Here is a 23,787-nt window from a genome sequence, read left to right as displayed (position 1 = left end):
CTCCACAAACCGCGGTGAGAGACAAAAGGTAGTGTCTTCAATCACGTTTTGCCTTGCACAGTAAGTTACCTAACCCCTCTTGCAAGGTTGTAAATCCTGCCAAGAAAAGTTAATAACACACACTTTTACTACCCCCCACCCCTGCATCTACGAGGCATTTTCAGCTCACCGCTAGCACCCCCACAGGAGAATTCAAAGAGGGAATCTAATTTAGCAAACCGAAACTTCGCAGGATTTTTAACAGTTCTTCACTCTCCTCCCCTGCCGATCCCCATCTTCCCAGGCACACAACAAAGCCCGCCTTCAGCGCCCCACCCTTCTTCCCAAACATTGAAGGAAGAAAGAGCACGGTGCGGAAGACGGGCTCCATCGCTCACGGGCACGTAACGCGCCCCGCAGTGTTCAAGCTTTAGGCGCCAGGGAACTCGCGCGGATCCTTGAACATGCGGCCAAAACCTTCCCGGCCATCAAGCGCGTCGAGCGCCGCGACATCTTCGGCAGTAAGCTCTACCTCCGCGGCAGCGAAGTTTTCCGCCAGGCGCTCGCGGCGGCTGGACTTCGGAATGACGGAAATCCCCTTGCTCAGCAGGTATGCCAGGACAGCTTGGCCCGCAGTAATATCGTGTTTCTCAGCTACTGCCTCAACCTCGGGGTTATTGAGCACGACGCCGCGCGCCAGAGGCGACCAGGCTTCCGTCACGATGCCATGGCTATCGTGGAATTGACGCAGCTCCGGCTGTGTAAAGCCCGGATGCAACTCAACCTGATTGAGGACAGGAACGACACCAGTCTCATCGATCAGGGTTTGCAGAGTTTCCTCATAAAAGTTGGCCACGCCAATCGATGCAATCTGCCCCATGCCCTGCATGCGGGCGATCTCCTCAAAGGTCTCCACGTACAACCCGCCCTGTGGCCAGGGCCAGTGGATAAGGTACAGGTCAAGGTAATCCAGCTGCAGCTTGTCCAGGGACTCACGGAAGGCCTGGCCCACTTTGTCCTTGCCATGGTGGTCGTGCCACACCTTGCTGGTAATAAAGAGCTCATCACGGGTCACGTCGCCAGCCTTCATAGCGGCGTTGAGCGCTTGGCCTAGCTCTTCTTCATTCTCGTAGAGGGTGGCAGTATCGAAGTGGCGGTAGCCCAGGTCGATGGCTTCACGCACGGAGCGGACAAGCTCCTCCCCGTGCATCTTGTAGGTGCCGAGACCCAGCAGCGGCATCTCGCGGTCATCATTGAACGTAGTTTGTGGGACACTCATGCCCTCCATTGTGCCGCACTCCCGCGCGCTGTGTGGCGGAAAATGGCGGCTCGCGTCCTTCAACCCAGACGAAAACGCGCGAAACGCCCTCACCAATGTGTGCCGTGCTCTAGTGCACGGCCGGTAAGGGCGTCGTTTCGGGAAACGGAAAGGGCTATGCCCTTCTACGCTAGGCGCGGATGAGATCGATAACGAAGGTCAGCGTGCGGCCAGACAGCGGGTGTGCACCACCAGCCGGGCCATAAGCCTTCTCCGGCGGGATGACCAGCTTGCGGCGGCCGCCCACCTTCATACCCGGGATTCCTTCCTGCCAGCCGGCGATGAGGCCAGTCAGCGGGAACTCGATGGACTGGCCACGACCCCACGAAGAGTCGAATTCCTGGTTCGTCTCATAGTCAACACCAACGTAGTGAACCTCAACGAAGCCGCCCGGCTGGGCTTCGGCGCCGTCACCCACCACAATGTCTTCGATGACAAGGTCCTGGGGAGCAGGCTCCGTTGCCGGCTCAATTACGGGCTTTTCCATTGGGGATTATCCTCCTTGGATTACTTTCTTCTTTGCTGGCCGCATACACGTAGGCCGAGCCACAACGCCCTCCAGTATAAGCGGAGATGTGGGGCTCGGCCCTAGAAATGCAGCGTATGGGCTATACGCTAAGCCACGGCAGCCTGTGGAAGACCGCCGCTGAGGTTACTGTTTAGCGCTCGCTACGCGGGGTGACCTTACGCAGGGTCTCGCCGGTGTAAATCTGGCGCGGGCGGTTGATCTTGGTGTTGAGCTCAAGCTGCTCGCGGTACTGAGCAATCCAGCCCGGCAGGCGGCCGATGGCGAAGAGGACGGTGAAGAAGTCCGTCGGGAAGCCCATGGCGCGGTAGATCAAGCCGGTGTAGAAGTCGACGTTCGGATAGAGCTTGCGGGAGACGAAGTAGTCGTCGTTCAGCGCAATCTCCTCGAGCTTCATGGCCAGATCCAGCATCGGGTCGCCGCCCAGGTGATCGATGATCTCGTGAGCAGTGTCCTTGACGATGGCCGCGCGCGGGTCGTAGTTCTTGTACACGCGGTGGCCGAAGCCCATGAGGCGAACGCCCTTTTCCTTGTTCTTCACGCGGTTCATGAAGTCGGTAGCGTCACCATCGTGGTTGTTCTGGATATCCTCAAGCATCTCCAGAACGGCCTGGTTAGCGCCACCGTGCAGCGGGCCAGACAGAGCGTTGATGCCACCGGCGATGGCAACGAACAGGTTGGCCTGCGCAGAGCCGATCATGCGGACGGTGGAGGTGGAGCAGTTCTGCTCGTGGTCAGCGTGGAGGATGAGGAGCTTGTCCAGAGCCTTGGCCACAACAGGGTCAACCTCGTACTCCTCAGTCGGGTAACCAAACATCATGCGCAGGAAGTTCTCGCGCGCGTTGAGCTTGTTATCCGGGTACATATAAGGCTTGCCCTGCGACGCACGGTAGGCATAAGCGGCCAGCATCGGGACCTTAGCCAGCAGGCGGACGGTAGCCTTGTCCAGCTGCTCCTCATCCAGTGGGTTGAGCTGATCCTGGTAGTAAGCGGAGAGAATGTTAAGGGAGGAGGCCAGCACGGCCATCGGGTGCGCATCGCGCGGGAAGATGTTGAAGGCGGCCTTAAAGTCCTCATCCAAGAGAGTGTGGTGGCGAATCTCAGTGTTGAACTTCGACAGCTCGTCCTCAGTCGGCAGGTGGCCCTTAATCAGCAGGTAGGACACCTCGTTAAAGGTGGCGTTCTCAGCCAAATCCGCGATGTCATAACCACGGTGGCGGAGAATGCCTTCCTCACCATTAATAAAGGTGATCTTGGACTCGGTGGAACCGGTCGCTGCATAACCCGGGTCGAAGGTCACCAAGCCAGTCTCGTTACGGAGCTTGCCAATATCGAAGCCGGAGTCACCCTCCGTGGACTGCTTAATGTCCATCTCGTACTCGCCGCCGGGGTACTGCAGTACAACCTTGTTCTTTTCAGAAGCCACGTGTTTTCCTTTCCTCAATGTTCAACGCCGACCAAAGCCGGCGCGACAGATCTAAACCTCTTCACACTGTAGCAAAACTTGTGACTCTGCCAACATTGGCAATCCTGGCAAAGTATCTAGTGCGCGAACGAAATTAGGCTACACTGCCCACATGAGCAACTCAGAACTCGTCCTGCCAGCAGATATCCTCCCTTCCGACGGCCGTTTTGGCTGCGGCCCCTCCAAGGTCCGCCCCGCCCAAATTGAGGCAATCACCGCCGGTGCCGACACCATCATTGGCACCTCGCACCGCAAGCCCGCCGTCAAGAACCTCGTCGGCTCCATTCGCGAGGGGCTTTCTGAGCTATTTTCCCTGCCAGAGGGCTATGAAATCGTTCTCTCCCTCGGCGGCGCTACCGCTTTCTGGGACGCAGCAACCTTCGGCCTGATCGAGAAAAAGTCCGCCCACCTGAGCTTCGGCGAATTCTCCTCTAAATTTGCTAAATCCGCTGCCGCCGCCCCGTGGCTCGACGCCCCGCTCGTCACCGAAGCAGAGGTCGGCACCGCCCCAGACCCGAAGGCCGCCGACGCCGAAGGCGCCGACATCATCGCTTGGGCCCACAATGAAACCTCCACCGGCGCTATGGTTCCGGTAACCCGCCCTCATCCGGATAACGCAGAGCAGCTCGTCGTCATCGACGCCACCTCGGGTGCCGGCGGCCTGCCGGTAGATATGTCCGATGCTGACGTCTACTACTTCTCCCCACAGAAGTGCTTCGCTTCCGACGGCGGCCTGTGGCTGGCAGCAATGTCCCCGGCAGCCCTGGAGCGCATCGAGAAGATCAACTCCTCCGATCGTTTCATCCCGGCCTTCCTCAACCTGCAGACTGCAGTGGACAACTCCCGCAAGAACCAGACCTATAACACCCCGGCTGTAGCCACGCTGCTCATGCTGGAGAACCAGGTCCAGTGGATGAACGCCAACGGCGGCCTCGACGGGATGGTCAAGCGCACGACGGAGAACTCTTCCATCCTCTACAACTGGGCCGAGGCCCGCCCGGAGGCCACCCCCTTTGTGGCCGAGCCTTCCGAGCGCTCCCTGGTGGTCGGCACCATTGACTTCGAGGACAGCGTCGATGCCGCTGCGGTCGCCGCAACGCTGCGCGCCAACGGCATTCTCGACGTCGAGCCCTACCGCAAGCTAGGCCGCAACCAGCTGCGCGTGGGCCTGTTCCCGGCAATTGATTCGGCGGACGTCACCAAGCTCATCAAGGCTATCGATTACGTCCTAGACAACCGCTAAGCTTCGCTCGAAGCTCCTTCAGCCGCACAACAACATTTGTTGCATTTATTTGTTGCCGCGTACAACATGCCCCGCGCTCTTGCCAGAGTTCGGGGCATGTTCTGGGTAAAGTGGACTTCATCACATGTCCGCTACCAGGCTAAGGAGCGCCATCATGCGCGAGATTTTCCTCGCACCCAGCGACTCAACTGACACCTCGCTCGTCCTCCGGGCTGAGGATGGTGAGGAGTTCTTCCTCGAAGTCACCGACGAGCTTCGCGAGCTTTTCGCTCCCGCCGACTCTGCCGAATCCGAGTCCGAAACCGCGGCGGAAGGCTCGGCCGCCCAGGAGGAGGACGACGCCACCACGGCAACCGAAGATTCCTCCACCGCGTCTGCACAGGCTGAGCGCTCCACCGGCTTGCACACCGTGATGCCCACCTCTGGTGGTTCTCCATCCTCGCCTCAAAGCCAACCCGCGCCGCAGACACAAGAAATCCGTCTGCGCCCCAACGAAATTCAGGCCCGGATTCGTGCCGGCGCTTCTGCTGCGGAGATCGCCGAGGAACTCGACGTTCCGGAATCCCGTATCGAGCCTTTCGCACACCCGGTGCTCTTGGAGAGGGCGCGCATCGCGGACGTCGCCAAGCAGGCACACCCCATCCGCGAGGATGGCCCGGCCAAGCTCACCCTGTGGGAGATTCTGGCCACTGCTTTCGCCGCGCGCGGGCACTCGCTGTCGGAGGCGACGTGGGATGCCTACCGTCACCAGGGCGAGCCGTGGATCCTCCGCATTACGTGGAAGACCGGGCTGTCCGCCAACGAGGCCGAGTGGACCTTCAAACAGACCATGTCCTCGCCAGCCACGGTGGAGGCACGCAATTCCGTCGCCGCTGACCTGACGGACCCAGACTTCGTACAGCCGGTACGTTCGCTGACCTCTGTAGGCCGCGGAGAGCGCTACGACGAAGCCATCGATGGCCGTGACTACGCCGAGGACCGGGAAGTCAACGAGGATGCGCGCGCTGGCGCCCCCGGTGTGACGGAGCTGTCTTCCTACACCGGCGGCTACGACGACGCTGAGGCCGACGTCGACGGATACGCTGAGCCTTCCGTGCTCCCATCCCCGCACGGTGGAGAGCACCCGGCCGACACCGCAAGCGCTGAGGATGCGTCCGCTAACGAAGAGCCCGCGCAGCAGGCGGAGGAGAAGGAAACTGGAGTGGACGAGGACTTCCTCCAGAACCCGGATCCGGAGCCCAAGCCCACCAAGCGTCGCCGTAAGGCCGTCACCCCGCACTGGGAGGATGTGTTGCTCGGCGTTCGTTCCTCTACCAAGCGCCCCCGCAATTAACGAGTAGCCTGCCGTGGATACCCAAAGCGCCGTTCTCACTCTCTGGTACGTCACCGCCGCCGATCCCGCCGAGGTTCTTCGCGGCGAGCCCAAGGCCGACCGCGGCTTCGGCCGCAAGTTCCTTGCTCAACTCAACCCCTCTCTACCTGTCACGCCCATTGGGCAATTCCCCCTCAACCGTTCTGCTGAGCCCGGCGCAAGCGAGTTCTATGTGGGTGGCTATCCCGGTGTGACAGTCGTGCAGACCATCATCCACGATGATCAGCTGATTCTCTCCCAGCTGTCCCGAACCCTGCGCGAGGCCGTGCCCGCCACGGAGATTTACGCTTTCGCTTCCAATTCGGAGACTGGCTACGCCGGGTTTGCGCACTGGACGGGCAGCCGCCTGCGGCGCTCCCTGTGCGGAACGCGCTTTAACCTCTATGAGGATCATGGCCTGCCCGAAACCTTTGAGGCCCCCTATTGGGCTGGGGAGATGGATGAGCCTGTGGGCGGTATCTCCCTGCCCTTCGAGCCGCTCACCATCACCGAAGCCGCCCAGGAGTTCTGGCTCGGCATTGAGGTGGGTGAAGACGGCCCGGATGTGGACGTCGTAGGCTACGCCACCGACGGCCGCCCTGAGCCCAAGGTCGATACTCCCCCGCCCCGCCGAAGCGTGGGCGAGGTGGCCACCACCTCGGTGGCGAAGCTCGGCCTCAACGATTATGACGACTACGAGGAGCACGATCTCGAACCGGAATCCACCGGCGAAGAGATTGTCCGCACCGCCAAGCACCTCGGCGGACTCGTGCGCCGCTATGCGGTGTCGACGTCACGGAGCCTCTGGGAACGCTGGCGCTCGTAGAAGGCAATTGCCGCCGACGTCGCCACGTTGAGGGAATCCGTGCCCTCCGCCATGGGGATACGCGCCCTCACATCGGTGGCGCGCATGGCATGCTCGGTCAGGCCTGGGCCCTCCGCGCCAACCAGCAGCGCCACCTTCTCCGCCCCCTCCAGGGCGTCGGCGATATGCACGGCCTCCGGATGCGGGGTCAGCGACACCAGCCTGAAGCCTTGGTCGCGCAGCTTCTCCAGCCCGCGCTGCCAGGTGGTAAAGCCGCCATCGAACCGAGCCCAGGGCAAACGCAGCACGTGCCCCATGGAAACGCGCACCGAGCGCCGGTAGAGCGGATCCGCAGCTCCCGAGCCTAAGAGGATGCCATCAACATCCATGCCCGCGGCGTTGCGGAAGAGCGAGCCGATGTTCTCATGATCACCCACACCTTCCATGATGGCCAGGGTGCGAGCGCCCTCAATGACTTCATCCACGGTCCAGGCCTCTGCGCGGTCGGCTGCGGCAACCAGCCCGCGGTGCATGTCGAAACCTGTGACCTCCCCCAACGTTGCTCGAGTGACCTGATAGACGGGAATATCGCCAACATCGTGGTTCGCTAGGAAAGTGTCGAGCTTTCCTTCAAAGCCGATGATGCAGCGCACCGGGAAGCGGGAGGCGAGCAGGCGCTCCACGCACAGTGGGCCCTCACCAAAGACGAAACCCTCGCCGGACTTGTCCGCGTGCTTGAGATCGCGGATATCGTCCAGGCGAGGGTCTGTGGGGTCATCGATGACAAAACGCATGGCCCCTAGTTTAGGCACAGGGCCGCGTGCTCACCCCAGGCGGGCTAAGCCAGCAGCGAGCTGATGGGCTCCATGGCGAAGTAGACCACGAAGAGGGCGGCCACGAGCCACATGATCCAGTGCACCTTCTTGGCTTTGCCGGCAAAGGTAGCCATCAGGGCATAAGCGATGAAACCCACGCCGATACCGTTGGCGATGGAGTAGGTGAAAGGCATAACCACGATGGTCAGGAAGGCCGGGATGGCTTCTTCCATGCGGTTCCACTCGATGTCCTTGAGCTGGGCTGCCATCATCACACCCACGATGACGAGGACGGGGGCCGCTGCCTCAATGGGCACAATCTCGTAGAGCGGGGTGAGGAACATGGCCAGCAAGAAGATCACGCCGGTCACCACGTTGGCCAGGCCGGTGCGGGCACCGTCACCGATGCCGGCTGCCGAATCCGCAAACACGGTGTTGGAGGAGACCGAACCAGCACCACCGGCGACGGCACCAAAGCCCTCAACTACCAGGGCGGTCTTCATCTCCGGAAGGTTGCCCTTCTCGTCCACGAGGTTAGCTTGCTTGCCCAATCCGTTCATGGTGCCCATGGCATCGAAGAAGTTGGTGAGCAGCAGGGTGAAGATCAGCAAGACCGTGGAGACCACGCCCAGCTTGGTGAAGGCGCTAATCGGATCCACCTGGCCCACAATCGACAGGTCCGGCAGACCACCCAGTGAGCTGGGCACCTCCGGGGTGGCCATGCCCCAGTCCTCGGAGCCGGTCAGCGCCTGAATGATCATGGCGATGATGGTGGTAATGACGATGCCGATGAACAGCCCGCCGCGAACCTGGCGGATGACGAAGAAGGCGGAGAGAATCAGACCCACGACGAAGACGAAGGCCGGCCACGTAGCGATCGAGCCGTTGACTCCCAGGCTCACCGGAACTGTGGTCATTGCAGCATCCGGAACGCGGGTAACGAAGTGGCCGTCCACGAAACCGATGAGCGCGATGAACATGCCGATACCCACGCCCATCGCAGCCTTCATGGAGGCGGGGATGGCGTCGAAGACCGCCTGGCGGAAACCGGAGATGGCCAGCAGAACAATGATGAGGCCTTCAATGATGACGAGACCCATGGCCTCACGCCATTCCAAGCCGTTGAGGGAAACCATGGTCACGGCCACAAAGGTGTTCATGCCCAGGCCCGCGGCCATGGCGAACGGGTAGCGCGCAATCACGCCGAAGGCGATGGTCATGACACCAGCCACCAGGGCGGTGGCGGCGGCGACCTGCGGGATGCCCAGGGTAGTGCCGGCAGAGTCGGCGGAGGTACCCAGGATGAGAGGGTTGAGGAGAATGATGTAGGCCATCGCGAAGAACGAGACCACGCCGGCGCGGACCTCGGTTCCTACGGTGGATCCGCGTTCGGAAATCCTGAAATAGCGATCGATAGCTGCGTTCATCGTGAGAGGGCGCCCCTTCTATCTAGAGAAATGAAATTTTACCTGCTAAGGGTGCTCCATCGAGGCACTAAAACGCAAAACCCGCACGCGGCATTGCTGCTGCGCGCGGGAAGAAAACCTCACTCTTTAGTAGATAGGTCTCTCATCATCGAAGGGCCTCTCCTGCTCCGATCCCTCCTCACGGACGGTCGTGCCAGAATGCGCACCGCACCCGTAGGTGGCGTGTACCACTTTTCCATCCGCGGAGTATTCATTGGCACAGACACCATAATTAGGCAGCAGCTCGAGATAGAAAGCGCAGGTTTTGCACTGTAGCTGGGCTTGGGATGCCATATCCGAATTCGGCCCGTACTTCTTGCGCCAGCGCTCTTTGGCCTCCGTGAGGCCAACCTGGGAGAGCTTCCCTTCGTCCAGCCGGTCGTCATCGGGAGCGGGCGGCATGAGGTCGCCAGGACCAAGGTCTCCTGGGCGCAGGCGCTCGGAATAAGGAACCCACTCCGGCGCTTGAAGGGCCTGGCCGCCCGGGACGAGCGCGACCTCATTGACGGTTGGGGTGCGCGAGCCTTCTGCACAGGCAACGACGGCGTGCCACTCCCACCCCGGATAGCCCGGTACGTGCGCATCAAAACGGTGAGTGGCCACGTTGCGGCCCACTCCGGCAACGCCACGGTGCTTGCCGACGTCCCCCTCACCTACCTCCTCCACGGCCCGGCGCGCCAGGTTGACAGCGGTCGAATCGAGAAGCGGGGAATGCATCTTTTTCTTGCGAGTCACTCTCCCATTATTAATCACGTACCGCGCCATAGTGCACAATGACAGTCATGCCTCTCCCCCACACCGCCCGCGCCCTCCGCGCGCTTGCTGCTGCCCTCTCCGCTGCCACACTGCTCGCGCCCTTAGCGTCATGCTCTTCTCACCCCGCGCGCGAGGACGCTTCCTCGTCTACGGGGACGGGTGGGGCGTCGCCAAGCGCAAGCTCCCCAGAGCGCCTCGGCGTCACCGTCCTCGACACCGCGCCGCTGCCTCCCGATACCTTCACCCAAGGCTTGGAGGTCGACCCCGCCGGCAACCTGCTGATCGGCACTGGACTGAAAGGGAAGTCTCGATTGCTGCGCCTTGAGCCGGGGGCGCAAACCCCGTCGGAAGAAATCGCGCTCGAGAGCTCATTCTTCGGCGAGGGTATCACTCAGACCGACGCCGGCATCTGGCAGCTGACGTGGAAGTCCGGCACGGCCTTCCTGCGGGACTCCACCACCTTTGAGGAGCTCCGGCGAGTTCACTACGACGGCGAAGGCTGGGGCTTGTGCAACGCTGGTTCTGAGCTCATCATGTCCGATGGTTCCGCTGAGCTACGCCACCTCGACCCCCAGACTTTCGAAGAGCTCGGTCCCCGCACCGAGGTCACCCTCGACGGCTCTCCCGTGGATAATCTCAATGAGCTTGAGTGCGTTGATGGCGCGGTCTACGCCAACGTCTGGATGAGCGAGGATATCCTGCGCATCGATCCCGCATCCGGCGTGGTCACCGCAGTGATTGATACTGCGAACCTCAACCACGTTCCCTCTGCAGATCCCAACGCGGTCCTCAACGGCATTGCCCGAATCCCGGGCACCGACGAGTTTTGGATCACCGGCAAGCTCTGGGATGAGCTGTACCGGGTGCGCTTCGAGTAGGATTTTCTGCCATGGCTACCGTGAAGCAAGCAAGGAAGAAGTCGCTACTGCAGTTTCTGGCGCTCATTATCGCCGTGGCAGTCATCGTCGTTGCAGTGGTGTTGTTCCAGAAGTGGTGGAACGACCGCCCCGGCCCCGAGCCAGCAGACGTCACGATCACGGCCACAGTGGGCGAGGACACCTTAGAGGTCTCTCCCTACATCGTCTGCGAGCCCGGCACGGACTGCGAAGAGGGCGAAGTGCCTAACCTGACGGTGGGCCCCGATGACACCCTGAAATTGGAGATCCCCGAGGCTATCTACAACCACGAGTGGTCCGTGCTGTCCATCTATGATGACCCGGCCGCCAATGACAGCACCGCTCACGGCGCCAACGAAACCACCTCGCTAGAGATCCCCGGCTCCGTGCCGCCGATTGAGGCCTCCACCGGCGAGCGCCCCCAGCTAAAGGTGGTGGAGATTTCCACGCTCATGATTGGCCGCGATGCCAACGGCGAAGAGACCCCAATGCACACGGTGTGGTCCCTGTCCACCATGACGGATGAGGAGCTCAAGGAGTCCAAGGCCACTGGCGACGCTGAAGCTCCAGCTGAGAAGTAGCAGCGCTGCGGCGCGCGCTGCCCCCCCCCCCCACGCGCCTACACAAACGACAAAGTGCCCTAGTTGCCAAACCTAGGACTGATCATTGAAAAATCAGCCCAACTTTCGTCAGCTAGGGCACCTTTTAGTTACGGGTCTAAGGCTTTTGGCCCTTAGCTATCCAAGTCCTTGGCGATAGCACGCAGGATCTCGGCAACCTGGCGGCCAGTCTTGCGCTCCGGGTAGCGGCCTTGGCTCAGCACCGGCTGCACCTGGGTCTCAAGCAGTGTCATGACGTCGGAGAGCATGCTCGCCAGCTCTTCGGGCTTGCGGGCCGGGGTGCGACGGCGCGGGACATCAAGCACCTTGACACGCAGTGCCTGCGGGCCACGGCGGCCAGCCGCGAAATCGAATTCAATACGCTGGCCCTGGTGCAGCTCATCAACGCCCTTGGGCAACACATTGCGACCAACATAGACGTCTTCATCGCCGGGGTTGCTGACAAAGCCGAAGCCCTTGTCTGCGTCATACCACTTCACTTTGCCGATAGGCATGGCTCTTCACTCACTTTCTTTCCGTGTCTCCTCTTCTAAGAGCTTAGGCGCTGCCAGGCCCCAGGCTGATAGGCTCCGCCCGTCTTGGGACGAGGAGGCGCGGCGAAGCGTGAACCGAATCCTTGCAGCCGCGCGGAGGAATTATCCGTGGAACTTTTAAAGAGATACATTTTAACCCTCACGCTCCCGACAAAGAAACCCACGATAGATATCACCCCAACAATCACACCCGTTACATGTGTGATATAGCTAACATTTCCGCGCCGAGCAGGGGAAATGCTAAGAAATTGACACTTCCGTTACCGTTTTGGGCCATTTAACGTGACTGTTTCGTTATAAACCGCTACTCTCTCCCTCAGGCACTTCGGCTGCCGGCCGTGGAAGTCTCGCCCCAGACACAGTCCGGGCTTCCGCACGGCGGCCATACATGATGTGCATGAACATGAACATCAATTGCAAAACTATATGCCGGACTGGGCATCATCTGGGCGCGAGAAAGCAAGAACAACCTAGAGAAGGAATACTTTAATGGGACGCCACTCCGCTAAGAACAAGTCCATCGCCACCAAGTTTGCCGCCTCCACTGTTGCCGTGGGCGCCGCCGCAGCCATCATGGCACCGAACGCTGCCGCTGCACCGGATTCCGATTGGGACCGCCTCGCACAGTGCGAGTCCGGCGGCAACTGGGCCATCAACACCGGCAACGGTTACCACGGCGGTCTGCAGTTCAACGCTCAGACCTGGCAGGCCTACGGCGGCGGTGAGTTCGCTCCGACCGCTAACCTGGCAACCCGCGAGCAGCAAATCGCTGTTGCTGAGCGCACCCTGGCACAGCAGGGCTGGGGCGCATGGCCGGCCTGCTCCGCCAGCCTGGGCCTGAACTCCGCCCCGACCCCGCGCAACGTGAGCGCTGCCCCGGCACCGGCTGCTACCCAGGTAAAGGAAGAGACCGCACCGCAGGCACCGGCTGAGGCACCGAAGGCAGTCCACGAAGCTGCCGAGGAGCCCACCGACGAGCTGGCTGTTGACGCCCTCTACACCCTCATCGAGGACACCGCTACCCAGTACGGCCTGACCATCCCGGCTTCCTTCACCGAGCAGTACAAGGCCAACCGCCACGACTTCAACGCCTTCTACTCCGCTAACCGCCACGTCATCGACCCGCTGGCACAGGTTCTGGCTGCACGCTAAGCAGCGCGCCGCGCCGTGCAAGCTGAGCACATAAAGGCAAAGCTTTAACTACACAAAAGAGGCTGGATGGTTTCCTCCATCCAGCTTCTTTTAGTTTTGACTAAGCCTTTTCCTCAACAGCAACGCGTTCCTTAGCGCGCGACCGATCACAGGCCAGCAACACTAGGCCAACAACAATCCACAGCCCCAGCGACCACCACGCATGGCCGAAGCCTTGCCCATCAAAGAAGGACAGCGAGCGGACTAGGTGACCCGTCGCGCCGATGGGCATCCACTGCCCCAGCGTCGACCACCCGGCAGGCAGCAGCCACGGGCCGGTTGCCAGACCCGACAGCGGGTTCGCTAAGAAGATAGTCAGCACGGCACCGATTCCAATACCCGCGGCACCCATCACCCCCGCAAGGCCTGCAGTCACCGCAGACGTCGCAAGGATGCCCGCAGCGATAGCCATCCACTCGGCAGCGAAGCTGCCACCGAGGGTTCCATAGACGGAGTGCAGCATCCACGTAGCAACGAGCCCGCCGAAAAGCGCAATACCAACGAGCACCCCCAGCTTGACCCATTTCTTGCCACGAAATGCAAAGGTGGCAATGACAGCGGAAATAATCCCGCCAAAGGCCAGCGGCAGGCCCAACAGTGCGATACCGCTCGCCTGCGGGTCCTCCGCAGTCGTCGGCGCCAGCTCCTGCTTCTCCACGGACATTCCTTGCGCTTCAAGCTGGCCAGCGAGGCCATCAATCATCGTCACGTAGGGAGCACCATTTCCCGCAGCGGTGAACGCACTCGCGCCCTGCGGGGAGATGACCAGTCCACCAACAGCTTCACGCTGCAGCACCGCGTCGCGCACCTCGGCCTCGCTGTGCTTCACGACGATCTCCGGAGCCTCATCCCCCGCCGCACTCTCAATCTTCTGCGAGATACCTTCGAGCATGGGCTCCGGCGCCGAAATGGCAACCGGAACGCCAGCCGGACCCGATGCAAAGGTGGGCGCCAAAAACGCCCACAGCATAAGGCCGATGACGACGGGGATCCCCACAATGGCAACTATCGATTTCACAGCAACCGATGGCTGCTTTCCTTCCTGACTTTTCACCGCTGACACTTCTAACCTCCAAACGGAACAGGGTGTTTCGCTTACAAAGTGGAGCATAGTGTTCCGTTTGGTATGATGCAAGCTGTGAGACAAGACGCAGCAGAAAACAAGCAAGCCATCGTCGCAGCAGCCAGGCAGCTGCTCATCAGCGAGGGACCGGGCGTGTCCATGCGCTCCATCGCCAAGAAAGCCGGCGTGGGCGTCGCCACGGTCTCACGCCACTTCCCCGAACGGCTCTCCCTCCTCGATGCCGTCACCGGCGCGGAGGTAGCACACATCAAAGAAGAGGTGGACAGCCACCTACAAGGTTTCGACGAGGATCCCGAAGGCACCTGGCGCGATATGATTCATCGGATCGCCAGCCTTAACTTCGCCGCGGTTGTTCAAGCAGCGGCAGCCGAGGTGAATACTGCCTCATTCTCAGACGATGACGTGCAGGAGATCGCTACCCAGCGCAAAGCTGAACTGAAGTCGATCTACCAACCGATTATCGAACCCACGCGACAAGCAGGTCTCTGCCCCGAGTCCCTCACCCCGCTCGAACTTCACATCGGCATCGGTCTCATCACCCGCCCGCTGCCCAGAACACCAGTGAGCGCCGACTACCTATCAGGTATACAAGCCCAGCTCATCGATACGCTGCTCGACGGCCTTAAAGCCCAAGCCCGTGCCAACTAGTTGAGGCGCAAGTACATTACAAACACGTATAGCCCCACCGAGGAGAACATTCTCGGAGGGGCTGAAAGCAAGCCGGAAGGCTCAACGTATCCGCTAAGTGAAGCGCAGATTTCTGCGCGCCTACTTAGCGGTTGATGCGGGTGTACGGGTGAACGTAGTTGAGCTTTTCTGCCGGCATCGGCAGAATCAGGTCGTCACCGTACGGGCTGGAAGCACCAGCAAAAGGTGCAGTAAGTTCAGTAATAGCGTGCTCGCGGGGGCTGTTCTTCGGCCAAGCCGGGGATACGAAGCCTTTGTTCTCGTTCGACATGCTCCTTATTATTCCAAACCCCGCGGCAAAAAGTAACTTATTCACCCAACGAGGGCCCCATGCCTCCCCCGCCTACTAAGCTTGAGGGCCATTATGACCTCCCCTTCACACCGCGCCCGCGTTACCGAGAGCTACCGCGAGTGGCTCAGCCAGTTGCCTGACAAGGACCTGCGCGCCCTGCTCAGCAACCGCAGTGATGTTCTCTCACCCGCACCGAAGGACTTTGATGCGTTGGCCTCGCGCCTGACACTTCCGATGCACGTCGCGGATGCCTTAGCGGCAAGCAATGCCGAGCAACTAGCTACTTTGGAGGACATCGCACAACGCGGCGGCGAAATAGCCATGGTGGAAGACACCAACCCTGCAATCACGAAGCAGCTCAAGGAGCGCGGTCTCGTCTTTGGTGACGCCCCACAGGTGCGCATCGTCACCGCCGTGATGGGCTCACTTCCCACCGGCTGGTCGTTGCGCAACCAAGTAGAGTTCGATGAGAAGGATCTAGCCGCGCTTGCCCCCGAGGAGCGCCGAGTCCTTGATGCTTTAAGCAAAAGCGACGGCATGGGCTATACCACCGACACCGAGCCGGACATCAACTCCGAGGATCCCGCCAAGCGCCTGCTGGCCAAAGGTTTTCTGGAGCGTATCAACGCGCACTCTGTGCGCTTGCCGCACTCGCTCGCCCGCCTGCTGGCTGGTGATACCACCCCGCCCATTCCCACCACCCCCTCGGGGCGCGCGGGCACCCCGGAGCCGGATGCCAGGGCTGACGACGCCGGTGCCGCAGCTGGCCTCGAAGCCGTGCGTGGCATGGAAAGGCTCCTCGAGTTGCTCGGCAGTCATCCGGTAACTCTGCTCAAGGATTCTTCGGTCGGCGTTCGCCCACTCAACCAGCTGGCCAAGGATCTCGCTCTGGAAAAGGAGGAGGTCGCGCGGCTCATCTGCTTGGGCCACCACGCTAGGCTTCTCCACCGGGGTGAGCCGGATGGCTTAGAGGGCCACTTCCTCGCGCCTACCACCGGCTCCCAGGACTGGCTCGAGGCCGACCTTGGGGAGAAGTGGCGCATTCTTCTCGACGCCTGGCGTACCTCCCCCTGGGCCACGTGGAGCGATACTCGGGTGCTCGCAGACGACAGCTTTGTGCGCCGCCTCCCGCGCTTCCGTAGCTTCGTCCTCGGCGTCTACGCTCACTCCGCAGTCGCACTGAACACCGAAGAGTTTTGGGAGGACCTGCGGTTTCGCTCCCCACTCTTTGCCAGCCACACGCGCACGCTGACCATTGAGCAGCTACGCGCCGAAGCCGAATGGATCGGCGCCATTGCGCTGGGCAAGGCCACCCGCGTGCTGGCTGAGTCCGCCGCGGCCGCCAGCCTCGTCCCCAATACCGTCAGCGAATTCATCATCCAGCAGGACCTCACCGTCCTCGTGCCCGGCCCCCTTGAGCCAGACACGCACCGCACCCTCGCATCCCTGGCGGACCTCGAATCCCCAGGCCTGGCCAGCGTGTACCGCATCAGTGAGTCCACCATCCGCCGCGGCATGGACCAGGGACTCACCGCCCAGGAGATGACCGACTTCTTGGAAGCGCACTCCCCGACGGGTGTGCCGCAGGCGTTGGGGTTTGCCATCGGGGACGTCGCCAAGCGCCATGGCACCCTCCGCAGCGGGCCAGCACTCTCGTACCTTCGCAGCGAAGACCCCGCGCTCCTGGAGCTTGCCGTTGCCTCAGTCCCCGGTCTGCGCCTGCTCGCACCCACCGTGGCGGTCTCGCAGCTGCGCGTGGGCGCGCTATTGGAGAAGCTGCGCGCCAAGGGGCTCTCCCCCACTGCGGAGGATGAATCCGGCGCCTCCCTTACCGTCGCGCCCGAGCCTTACCTTTTGCCCACGCCACGCACGAAGCCCCGCAAGCGCGAGCCTGCCTCGGTGGATGAAGCCGTGCAGGCCTTGCGGCAATCAGCACAGAATCCCAGCGCACACCAGGAGGAGGAACCGGATCCGCTCACTCTAGCCCGCGCCGCCGCGCGCTTCCACGCCGATATCGTGATCTCCTATGCCGATAAAAGCGGCGATCTTCGCACCGTGACCGTGAAGCCACTGTCGGTGGAAGGCGGCTACATTGATGCCCTAGGCTCAGCGGGCAAACCCGTGCGCTTCCCGGTTCACCGTATTTCCTCCGTCCGCTTCGCCGACAGGGATTAAGTCCTTCCCTGACGCACAGAGTAGAAAGGCCCTAGATATGCCCGGACCACTCATCGTCCAATCGGACAAGACCGTCCTCCTCGAGGTGGATCACCCGCAGGCCGACGAGGCTCGCGCAGCGCTCGCACCTTTTGCTGAGCTGGAGCGCGCCCCCGAGCACATCCACACCTATCGCATCACCCCACTGGCGCTGTGGAATGCCCGCGCCGCCGGGCACGATGCCGAGCAAGTCGTGGACGTTCTGGAGAACTACTCCCGCTTCCCGGTGCCGCAGGCGCTGCTGATCGACGTCGCCGAGACCATGTCGCGCTACGGCCGCGTGCGCCTCCTGGCACATCCGGCCCACGGTCTCATCCTCGAATCGGACGAGCCTGTCATCCTGGAGGAGCTCACGCGCACCAAGAAGGTCAGCGAACTTCTGGGCCCGCGCATTGATGACAACACCATCGCCGTCCCACCTTCCGCGCGCGGGCGGCTCAAACAGGAGCTGCTCAAGGCCAGCTGGCCCGCCGATGACCGCGCCGGCTACGTCGATGGCGAATCCCACCCCATCGCACTGAGCACGGAGGAGGTGGACTGGAGCTTACGCGATTATCAGCAGTATGCCGCCGATTCTTTCTGGTCTGGTGGCTCCGGCATCGTGGTCCTGCCCTGTGGCGCGGGCAAAACCATCGTGGGTGCTGCCGCCATGGCCAAAGCACAGGCCACCACGCTCATCCTGGTGACCAACACCGTGGCCGGGCGCCAATGGCGCGATGAACTACTGCGCCGCACCAGCCTCACCCCGGAGGAAATTGGTGAATACTCGGGTGAGAAGAAAGAGATCAAGCCCATCACCATCGCCACCTACCAAGTGGTCACCCGCAAGACCAAGGGCGAATACCGGGCACTCGAACTCTTCGATTCCCATGACTGGGGACTTATTATCTACGACGAAGTCCACCTTCTGCCTGCCCCGGTCTTCCGCATGACCTCCGACCTGCAATCGCGCCGCCGCTTGGGGCTGACCGCCACCCTCATCCGCGAAGACGGCCGCGAGGGCGATGTCTTTTCGCTCATCGGGCCCAAACGCTATGACGCGCCATGGAAGGAGCTGGAATCCGCCGGCTATATCGCCACCGCGGACTGCGTCGAGGTGCGCGTGGACATGACGCAGGAGGAGCGCCTACTCTATGCCACCGCACAAGCGCGGGAGCGCTACCGGATTGCGGCGTCGGCAAGCGCGAAGCTGCGGGCCGTCGATAAGCTGCTGAAGAAACATGAAGGTCAGCAGGCGCTCATCATCGGCGCCTACGTGGCCCAACTGGAGGAGCTCGGTGAGCACCTAGACGCGCCGGTTATCGACGGCAAGACCTCCACCGCCAAGCGCGAAAAACTCTTCCAACAATTCCGCGAGGGCGAGCTTCTCACCCTGGTGGTATCCAAGGTGGCGAACTTCTCCATCGACCTTCCCGAGGCTGCCTTGGCCATCCAGGTCTCCGGTACCTTCGGCTCCCGGCAGGAAGAAGCCCAACGCTTGGGCCGCCTGCTGCGCCCGAAGAAGGACGGGCAGGAGGCTACCTTCTACACTCTGGTGGCGCGCGAATCCATCGATGCGGAATATGCCATGCACCGCCAGCGCTTTTTGGCCGAGCAAGGTTATGCCTACCGGCTGGTGGACGAAGTAGACTTGTGAGCTGATGAAGATTTTCAAGTTTGAAGTCAACGAAGACTTTGCCAAGAAGAACAATGAGCTCCTGCGTGATTCCGCGCGCCTGCGCAATTCCGGACTCATCATGGGCCTCTTATTTATCATCGGCGGCATTGCCGTCTACTTCGGCATGGAGGCCGTCTGGCGCATCACGCTAGCGCTGGGCATGGTGCTCTTCGGAATCTTTTGCGCCGTCATCGGCGTCTTGGCCTCAAGCAAGGTCGGCTCGGCTCAGAAACTCTATGATTCCTATCCGTTAGCCCCCGCCGTCGTCGCAGAGGTCAACGAGCGCGACATGGTCCTCATGGCGCTGGTGAATACCAACGTGGACCCGAAGGCTCCGCCGCGCTGGGGCGCCTGCCTGCGCACGGTCACCAATATCCCGGGCATTAAGCGCACCGTGGGAACCAAGGTTCCGGTGGCCGCGGTCTCCGGTCAGCGCAGCAGCGGCGATCAAGACCACTGGCAGCAAATCACCCCCATGCCGATTGCCTGGGGTACCCCGGATGCGGAAACCGTGACGATTGCCCGCAAATCCATTCCGGAAGACCAGTGGCAGCGCCTCGAGCGCGCCCGCAAGCGTCTAACCGATGTAAAAGCTACGAAATACGATCTACTGGTGCTCTAAATGACTGTTGAGAGACTACAAGAATTTGGCGAAACCATCTTCGCCACCATGACCGCTCTCGCCGTGGAGAATGACGCGGTGAACCTAGGCCAGGGTTTCCCCGATAGCGACGGCCCACAGCGCATGCTGGAGATTGCCCAGGAGAACATCGCCGGCGGCAACAACCAATACGCTCCCCTTCGCGGCGTCTCGGAACTGCTCAGCGCCATCGCGGAGACCTACTCCGTACCCCAGGACCACGTCGTGGTCACCGCCGGCGCTACCGAAGCGATTACCGCCACGGTGCTCGGCTTGGTAGAACCGGGCCACGAGGTCATTGTCCTCGAGCCCTACTACGATGCCTATGCCGCTGCCATCGCGCTTGCCGACGCCACCCGCATCCCCGTCCCCTTGAAGGAATCCGGCAATAGCTGGGATATCGACGTCGATGCGGTGCGTGCAGCCGTGACCGATAAGACCGCCATGGTCATCATCAACACCCCGCACAACCCGACCGGCTCGGTCTTTTCCCGCGAAGCACTCACCGAGCTCGCCAAACTCTGCGTGGAAAGGGACCTGCTGGTTCTCGCCGATGAGGTCTATGAAAACCTCACCTTCGGCACCGACCACGTCAGCATCGCTTCCCTGCCGGGGATGGCCTCCCGCACCGTCACCGTGTCATCTGCCGCCAAATCCTTCAACTGCACCGGGTGGAAGACCGGTTGGGCCATTGCGGAGCCTAAGCTTCTCGACGGCGTCATCAAAGCCAAGCAATTCACCACCTTCGTCTCCACCACGCCCTTCCAGCCGGCCGTGGCCCATGCCCTGCGTTATGAACAAGAATGGCTAGACGGCATGGTGGCTGAACTTGCAGAGTGCCGCAGCATCCTAGTGGAAGGTCTCAAGCAGCTGGGATTCCATGTACATGACACCGGCGGCACTTACTATGTGGTTGCCGATATCTCCTCTACCGGTTTAAACGGCATTGATTTCTGCATGCAGCTGCCCGAAACGAAGGGCGTGGCCGCCATCCCGCTAGCCGCTTTCACGGACAATCCCGAGCCGTGGAAGTACAAGGTGCGCTTTGCTTTCTGCAAGCGCCCTGAGGTCATCCGGGAGGCCGTGCGACGCCTAACGGACGAAAGATAGACCTGCGGCACAGAGCTTTGTGCTCAGAGTTGACCATTAATCGCCCCGAGCACACGAACGCAATCCTTCACTTAACCCGCCAGCAGTCCAATCCCAACATTAACGGCAGCATGTAGAATTGAGCACTCAATGATGCTGCCCGAACGATATCTCACCGCGCCAAGTATCCAGCCACTGAGGAACTGAACGGGAAGTATCGGCCACAGATGCACATCAACACTCAATAGCACGAGGTGAGGCACGAGAAAAAGAGCGGCCTGAAGTGTGTTCCCACCCCATAGTCCCCAGCGTCGAAGAAACAAGCCGCCGAGGAATCCTCGGAAGAAAATCTCCTCGCCTACGGCTCTAAGAATCGCGGCACCACTTACCCCTTGGACGAGAACGACACCTGGGAGGGTAAGACTAGCTGTCGGCACGAGACGGATACCAAGGTAACCAATTCCTAGCAGCACAGGGAACAAAACGAGGCTTAACCCTGCCGCTTGCCAGCTTCCCCATCGCAACCCCACATGTGCCCGGGCACGGGACACCCCAAGTGACTTTCGCCGGAAAAAAATATAGAGCACTGAGGGCCAGAGGAATAAAAGAAATTCAATCATATTTCTTTTCCTTTACCGTGAATGGGCGAAACGACGTTGCCATAAAGTTCTCCCGACTTCAATTGTAGGATTCGGGCCTGACCCCCGGAAAGTAGACACGTCGGGGGTTAGCTATGCTGCTTGGGTCAGTGTAGCTGATGTGAGCGCTTCGAAGGCATCAGGGGCTAGAAGATTGCACCAGGAGTGTCGTCTGCTGTTGCGACCGGCTATTTGGTAGCAGTGTCGTGACTATCTGGTAGCGCTTCAGTGAGTATCTGGTAGCAGCTCAGGGCGCTCGGGATGATACTTCCGGTAGCCGCACCACTCGGGTGCGGCGCGTACTGGAAGGAGTCCGCTGATGACGGATTACCGTGCGGTGATGACGCTGCTGATTAGGAAGCGTTCTTACCGCCAGATTGAAGACCAACTCGGGTGCTCGCACCGCGCGATTTCCCGAGCGAACCAAGCGCTGCGAAGCCTTGGCTTGACCACTGCCCAGCAGGTCGCGGCGTTGACGAATGACGAGCTGGACGAGATATTCGTTGACAAGCGCAGTAGCGGGCAAGGCGAGTTCGTCCCGATTGACTTTGACGCGGTCGTCAAAGCACGCACAGGGCGTGTGAAGCAAACACTGCAAGTATTGTGGGCTCGGTACACCACGATCCCCGCCCAGCCGGGTCAGCGTCACTACAGCTACGACCGGTTCCGCCAGTTGGTTGCTTCCCATGTCGATGCGGCCGGGCTTACCGCCCGGATCACCCATGCACCAGGGCATACGATGCAGGTGGATTGGGCGGGGACCAAGATGTGCCTGTACGACCCTGCGGGCACACCGGGTGCGAAAGTCAGCATTTTCGTTGCCGCGCTGCCGTATTCAGGGATGCTGTTTGCCTGTGCGTGTATTGACCAGCGGCAACAGTCCTGGCTTGATGCCCACCGTCAAGCGTTTGACTACTTTGGTGGGGTCTGCCAGGTTGTTGTCCCCGATAACGCGTCGACGGCATCAAACGCGATCAGCACTGCCGATAGGAATCGGAAGGTCAACGACACTTACCAGCAGTTCTTGGAGCACTACAACACAGCAGCACTTCCTACGCGCGCGCGTCGGCCGAAGGATAAAGCGAATGTGGAAGCTGCGGTAAAGATCGTCACACACAAAGTCATCCACGCCCTTGAAGGCCACCAGTGTGTTGACTTGGACGAGCTCAACGGAAAGATTGTGGACTTAGTCGATGCAATCAACAGGTCCGTGCCGTTTCGCAGTCAGCACATCAGCCGCAGGGATCTCTTCGAAGAACACGAGCAGCATCTCCTTGCTGACCTGCCGACAACCCCATGGCAGCACACCGAGTGGAAGCGCGCGAAAGTGGCCCCTGATTTCCATATCACGGTTGCAACGGTGCGCTACTCCGTCCCGCATCAGCTTGTTGGCCGCACTGTCGATGTGCGCATCACAGGCCAGGTCTTGACCGTCTTTGATCAGGGGACGACCGTGGCAACCCACCAGGTTTCGCATAAGCGTGGGGCCTATGTCACTGACTATGAGCACATTCCATCTGGAATGGACTCCACCCGTGGACTGTGGACCAGTGACTACTTTTATCGCGAAGCCAGCAAAACCGGCCCGGCAACACGCAAGGTCATCGAAAAACTCATCGCGGCGAAAGCCATCCCGGCCCAGGCGTACCAGTCTTGCCGAAATGTGCTTTCGATGGGCAAACACGGCAACAAACCAATCCTGGAAGAGGCATGCCAGCGCCTGACCGCCAACGACGGCAGCCGACGGGCGGTGTCATATACCGCAGTCAAAAACATGATGGCCGCCATACGCAAAGAACACGCCACTCGGCCCCGCGGATTAGACCAGGCCCCGCGTAGCACCACAACCGCCCAGCCTGTAGCCGCTGACCGGGATACCACCGGCGCGTTTCTCGGCGGTGCAGACCAGTTCAGCATGGACAACCTCGCAAAGAAAGGAAACTAAACCCCTTGTCATCACCAACCCCGCCAACAGATCGCTTCCTTGACGAATCCGTCCTGCCCGACTTCACCGCGCTGCGGATGACAGCCTTTGGCAGAAGCGTCATCGACATCGCCAACGATCCCGCATTCGACACATGGACGTTTTCCCAAAAGGTGCTCTACGCACTTGATAAAGAAGTCGCGGCCAGGCGCGAGCGACGCATCAACAAACTGCTGAAAGCATCCCGATCTCCAAACCTTGATGCTTGCCTTGAAAACGTGGTCTGCACGCCTGACCGCAACATCAACCCCGAGCAAGTCAGCAGACTCGCTCACGGACAATGGTGCCACCTGGGCCAAAACATTGTCATCCTGGGCAAATCCTCAGTCGGCAAAACCTACCTCGCCCAAGCCCTGATCACAGCAGCATGCCGCAAAGACTACTCCGCACGGTTCTACCGCACCGACATGCTCGCCGCCGAACTGGCAGTCCTCCAACCCGATGACCCTAAACGGCTGAAATTCATCCAGCACCTCCACGACGTCGATGTCCTAGTCCTCGATGACTTCCGGACCTGACCCCTGTTTGGTAGACACCT

At 60.9% G+C, this 23,787-nt stretch carries 23 protein-coding genes; 13 read left to right on the top strand and 10 right to left on the bottom strand.

Going from position 1 to position 23,787, the window contains the following annotated elements; genetic code table 11:
* Window positions 1-409: 409 nt before the first annotated feature.
* From HMPREF2743_RS07280 to HMPREF2743_RS07270, 3 genes are all read right to left on the bottom strand, one after another.
* Window positions 410-1,267: an aldo/keto reductase gene (locus HMPREF2743_RS07280; protein WP_070818484.1), complete on the bottom strand. Its 858-nt coding sequence runs from the start codon at window positions 1,265-1,267 to the stop codon at window positions 410-412.
* 160 nt (window positions 1,268-1,427) lie between these two features.
* On the bottom strand, window positions 1,428-1,784 hold the full coding sequence (locus tag HMPREF2743_RS07275; RefSeq protein ID WP_010187736.1) for an FKBP-type peptidyl-prolyl cis-trans isomerase: 357 nt from the start codon (window positions 1,782-1,784) through the stop codon (window positions 1,428-1,430).
* A gap of 172 nt (window positions 1,785-1,956) precedes the next feature.
* The gene (locus HMPREF2743_RS07270) at window positions 1,957-3,249 is read right to left on the bottom strand and encodes a citrate synthase (protein ID WP_083299027.1); all 1,293 of its coding nucleotides are present in this window, start codon (window positions 3,247-3,249) and stop codon (window positions 1,957-1,959) included.
* A 151-nt stretch (window positions 3,250-3,400) separates the two neighbouring features.
* On the opposite strand from HMPREF2743_RS07270, the gene serC reads away from it, so the two are divergent.
* From serC to HMPREF2743_RS07255, 3 genes are all read left to right on the top strand, one after another.
* Entirely contained in the window at window positions 3,401-4,531 is a 1,131-nt protein-coding gene (serC, locus tag HMPREF2743_RS07265) for a phosphoserine transaminase (RefSeq protein ID WP_070745056.1), read from the top strand.
* Between the two features lie 154 nt (window positions 4,532-4,685).
* Complete coding sequence (gene sepH, locus HMPREF2743_RS07260; protein WP_070818483.1) at window positions 4,686-5,864, top strand: septation protein SepH; 1,179 nt, start codon at window positions 4,686-4,688, stop codon at window positions 5,862-5,864.
* A gap of 13 nt (window positions 5,865-5,877) precedes the next feature.
* On the top strand, window positions 5,878-6,708 hold the full coding sequence (locus tag HMPREF2743_RS07255; RefSeq protein WP_070818482.1) for a DUF6928 family protein: 831 nt from the start codon (window positions 5,878-5,880) through the stop codon (window positions 6,706-6,708).
* Here HMPREF2743_RS07255 and HMPREF2743_RS07250 read toward each other — a convergent pair.
* The 3 genes from HMPREF2743_RS07250 to HMPREF2743_RS07240 all read right to left on the bottom strand — a co-directional run bounded on the left by HMPREF2743_RS07250 (window position 6,660) and on the right by HMPREF2743_RS07240 (window position 9,685).
* On the bottom strand, window positions 6,660-7,481 hold the full coding sequence (locus HMPREF2743_RS07250) for a TrmH family RNA methyltransferase (RefSeq protein WP_070523069.1): 822 nt from the start codon (window positions 7,479-7,481) through the stop codon (window positions 6,660-6,662). The two genes, HMPREF2743_RS07255 and HMPREF2743_RS07250, sit on opposite strands and share 49 nt — an antisense overlap.
* A gap of 44 nt (window positions 7,482-7,525) precedes the next feature.
* Complete coding sequence (locus tag HMPREF2743_RS07245; protein ID WP_070818481.1) at window positions 7,526-8,929, bottom strand: NCS2 family permease; 1,404 nt, start codon at window positions 8,927-8,929, stop codon at window positions 7,526-7,528.
* 126 nt (window positions 8,930-9,055) lie between these two features.
* Complete coding sequence (locus HMPREF2743_RS07240; protein WP_210400253.1) at window positions 9,056-9,685, bottom strand: DUF3027 domain-containing protein; 630 nt, start codon at window positions 9,683-9,685, stop codon at window positions 9,056-9,058.
* A 65-nt stretch (window positions 9,686-9,750) separates the two neighbouring features.
* On the opposite strand from HMPREF2743_RS07240, the gene HMPREF2743_RS07235 reads away from it, so the two are divergent.
* The gene (locus HMPREF2743_RS07235; protein WP_070818526.1) at window positions 9,751-10,602 is read left to right on the top strand and encodes a glutaminyl-peptide cyclotransferase; all 852 of its coding nucleotides are present in this window, start codon (window positions 9,751-9,753) and stop codon (window positions 10,600-10,602) included.
* Window positions 10,603-10,613: 11 nt separating this feature from the next.
* Window positions 10,614-11,201: a DUF2771 domain-containing protein gene (locus HMPREF2743_RS07230; RefSeq protein WP_010187766.1), complete on the top strand. Its 588-nt coding sequence runs from the start codon at window positions 10,614-10,616 to the stop codon at window positions 11,199-11,201.
* Between the two features lie 152 nt (window positions 11,202-11,353).
* Here HMPREF2743_RS07230 and HMPREF2743_RS07225 read toward each other — a convergent pair whose 3' ends face one another.
* Window positions 11,354-11,734 carry a cold-shock protein gene (locus HMPREF2743_RS07225; protein WP_010187767.1) on the bottom strand — a complete coding sequence of 127 codons (381 nt, stop codon included), beginning with the start codon at window positions 11,732-11,734 and terminating at the stop codon, window positions 11,354-11,356.
* Between the two features lie 528 nt (window positions 11,735-12,262).
* On the opposite strand from HMPREF2743_RS07225, the gene HMPREF2743_RS07220 reads away from it, so the two are divergent.
* Window positions 12,263-12,925: a resuscitation-promoting factor Rpf1 domain-containing protein gene (locus tag HMPREF2743_RS07220; protein WP_010187768.1), complete on the top strand. Its 663-nt coding sequence runs from the start codon at window positions 12,263-12,265 to the stop codon at window positions 12,923-12,925.
* 100 nt (window positions 12,926-13,025) lie between these two features.
* On the opposite strand, the gene HMPREF2743_RS07215 is transcribed toward HMPREF2743_RS07220, so the two are convergent.
* Window positions 13,026-13,982 carry an SNG1 family protein gene (locus HMPREF2743_RS07215; protein WP_246824476.1) on the bottom strand — a complete coding sequence of 319 codons (957 nt, stop codon included), beginning with the start codon at window positions 13,980-13,982 and terminating at the stop codon, window positions 13,026-13,028.
* Window positions 13,983-14,093: 111 nt separating this feature from the next.
* Here HMPREF2743_RS07215 and HMPREF2743_RS07210 point away from each other — a divergent pair, with 111 nt between their 5' ends.
* Window positions 14,094-14,696 carry a TetR/AcrR family transcriptional regulator gene (locus tag HMPREF2743_RS07210; RefSeq protein ID WP_246824481.1) on the top strand — a complete coding sequence of 201 codons (603 nt, stop codon included), beginning with the start codon at window positions 14,094-14,096 and terminating at the stop codon, window positions 14,694-14,696.
* Window positions 14,697-14,820: 124 nt separating this feature from the next.
* Here HMPREF2743_RS07210 and HMPREF2743_RS07205 read toward each other — a convergent pair whose 3' ends face one another.
* Window positions 14,821-15,006 carry a hypothetical protein gene (locus HMPREF2743_RS07205; protein WP_010187772.1) on the bottom strand — a complete coding sequence of 62 codons (186 nt, stop codon included), beginning with the start codon at window positions 15,004-15,006 and terminating at the stop codon, window positions 14,821-14,823.
* A 93-nt stretch (window positions 15,007-15,099) separates the two neighbouring features.
* Between HMPREF2743_RS07205 and HMPREF2743_RS07200 the strand changes: the two genes are divergently transcribed.
* The 4 genes from HMPREF2743_RS07200 to HMPREF2743_RS07185 are packed head-to-tail and all read left to right on the top strand — an operon-like array spanning window position 15,100 to window position 20,648.
* Window positions 15,100-17,202: a helicase-associated domain-containing protein gene (locus HMPREF2743_RS07200; RefSeq protein WP_070818477.1), complete on the top strand. Its 2,103-nt coding sequence runs from the start codon at window positions 15,100-15,102 to the stop codon at window positions 17,200-17,202.
* Between the two features lie 37 nt (window positions 17,203-17,239).
* Window positions 17,240-18,877, top strand: coding sequence for a DNA repair helicase XPB (locus tag HMPREF2743_RS07195; protein ID WP_070818476.1), 1,638 nt, complete (start codon window positions 17,240-17,242; stop codon window positions 18,875-18,877).
* A gap of 4 nt (window positions 18,878-18,881) precedes the next feature.
* Window positions 18,882-19,520 carry a DUF3239 domain-containing protein gene (locus HMPREF2743_RS07190; protein WP_070718703.1) on the top strand — a complete coding sequence of 213 codons (639 nt, stop codon included), beginning with the start codon at window positions 18,882-18,884 and terminating at the stop codon, window positions 19,518-19,520.
* Complete coding sequence (locus HMPREF2743_RS07185; RefSeq protein ID WP_070818475.1) at window positions 19,521-20,648, top strand: aminotransferase class I/II-fold pyridoxal phosphate-dependent enzyme; 1,128 nt, start codon at window positions 19,521-19,523, stop codon at window positions 20,646-20,648.
* 71 nt (window positions 20,649-20,719) lie between these two features.
* Here HMPREF2743_RS07185 and HMPREF2743_RS07180 read toward each other — a convergent pair whose 3' ends face one another.
* On the bottom strand, window positions 20,720-21,247 hold the full coding sequence (locus HMPREF2743_RS07180) for a CPBP family intramembrane glutamic endopeptidase (RefSeq protein WP_070745028.1): 528 nt from the start codon (window positions 21,245-21,247) through the stop codon (window positions 20,720-20,722).
* Window positions 21,248-21,584: 337 nt separating this feature from the next.
* Here HMPREF2743_RS07180 and istA point away from each other — a divergent pair, with 337 nt between their 5' ends.
* Window positions 21,585-23,210, top strand: coding sequence for an IS21 family transposase (gene istA, locus HMPREF2743_RS07175; RefSeq protein WP_070818474.1), 1,626 nt, complete (start codon window positions 21,585-21,587; stop codon window positions 23,208-23,210).
* Window positions 23,211-23,215: 5 nt separating this feature from the next.
* Window positions 23,216-23,767 (top strand): ATP-binding protein, encoded by a 552-nt coding sequence (locus HMPREF2743_RS07170; RefSeq protein ID WP_246824475.1) that lies wholly within the window; start codon window positions 23,216-23,218, stop codon window positions 23,765-23,767.
* Window positions 23,768-23,787 lie beyond the last annotated feature (20 nt).

The sequence above is a fragment of the Corynebacterium sp. HMSC036D02 genome, assembly GCF_001836165.1.
Classification (GTDB): domain Bacteria; phylum Actinomycetota; class Actinomycetes; order Mycobacteriales; family Mycobacteriaceae; genus Corynebacterium.
The sequence above is the reverse complement of the archived record's forward strand: the minus strand, read 5'-3'. Positions and strand labels throughout refer to the sequence as shown.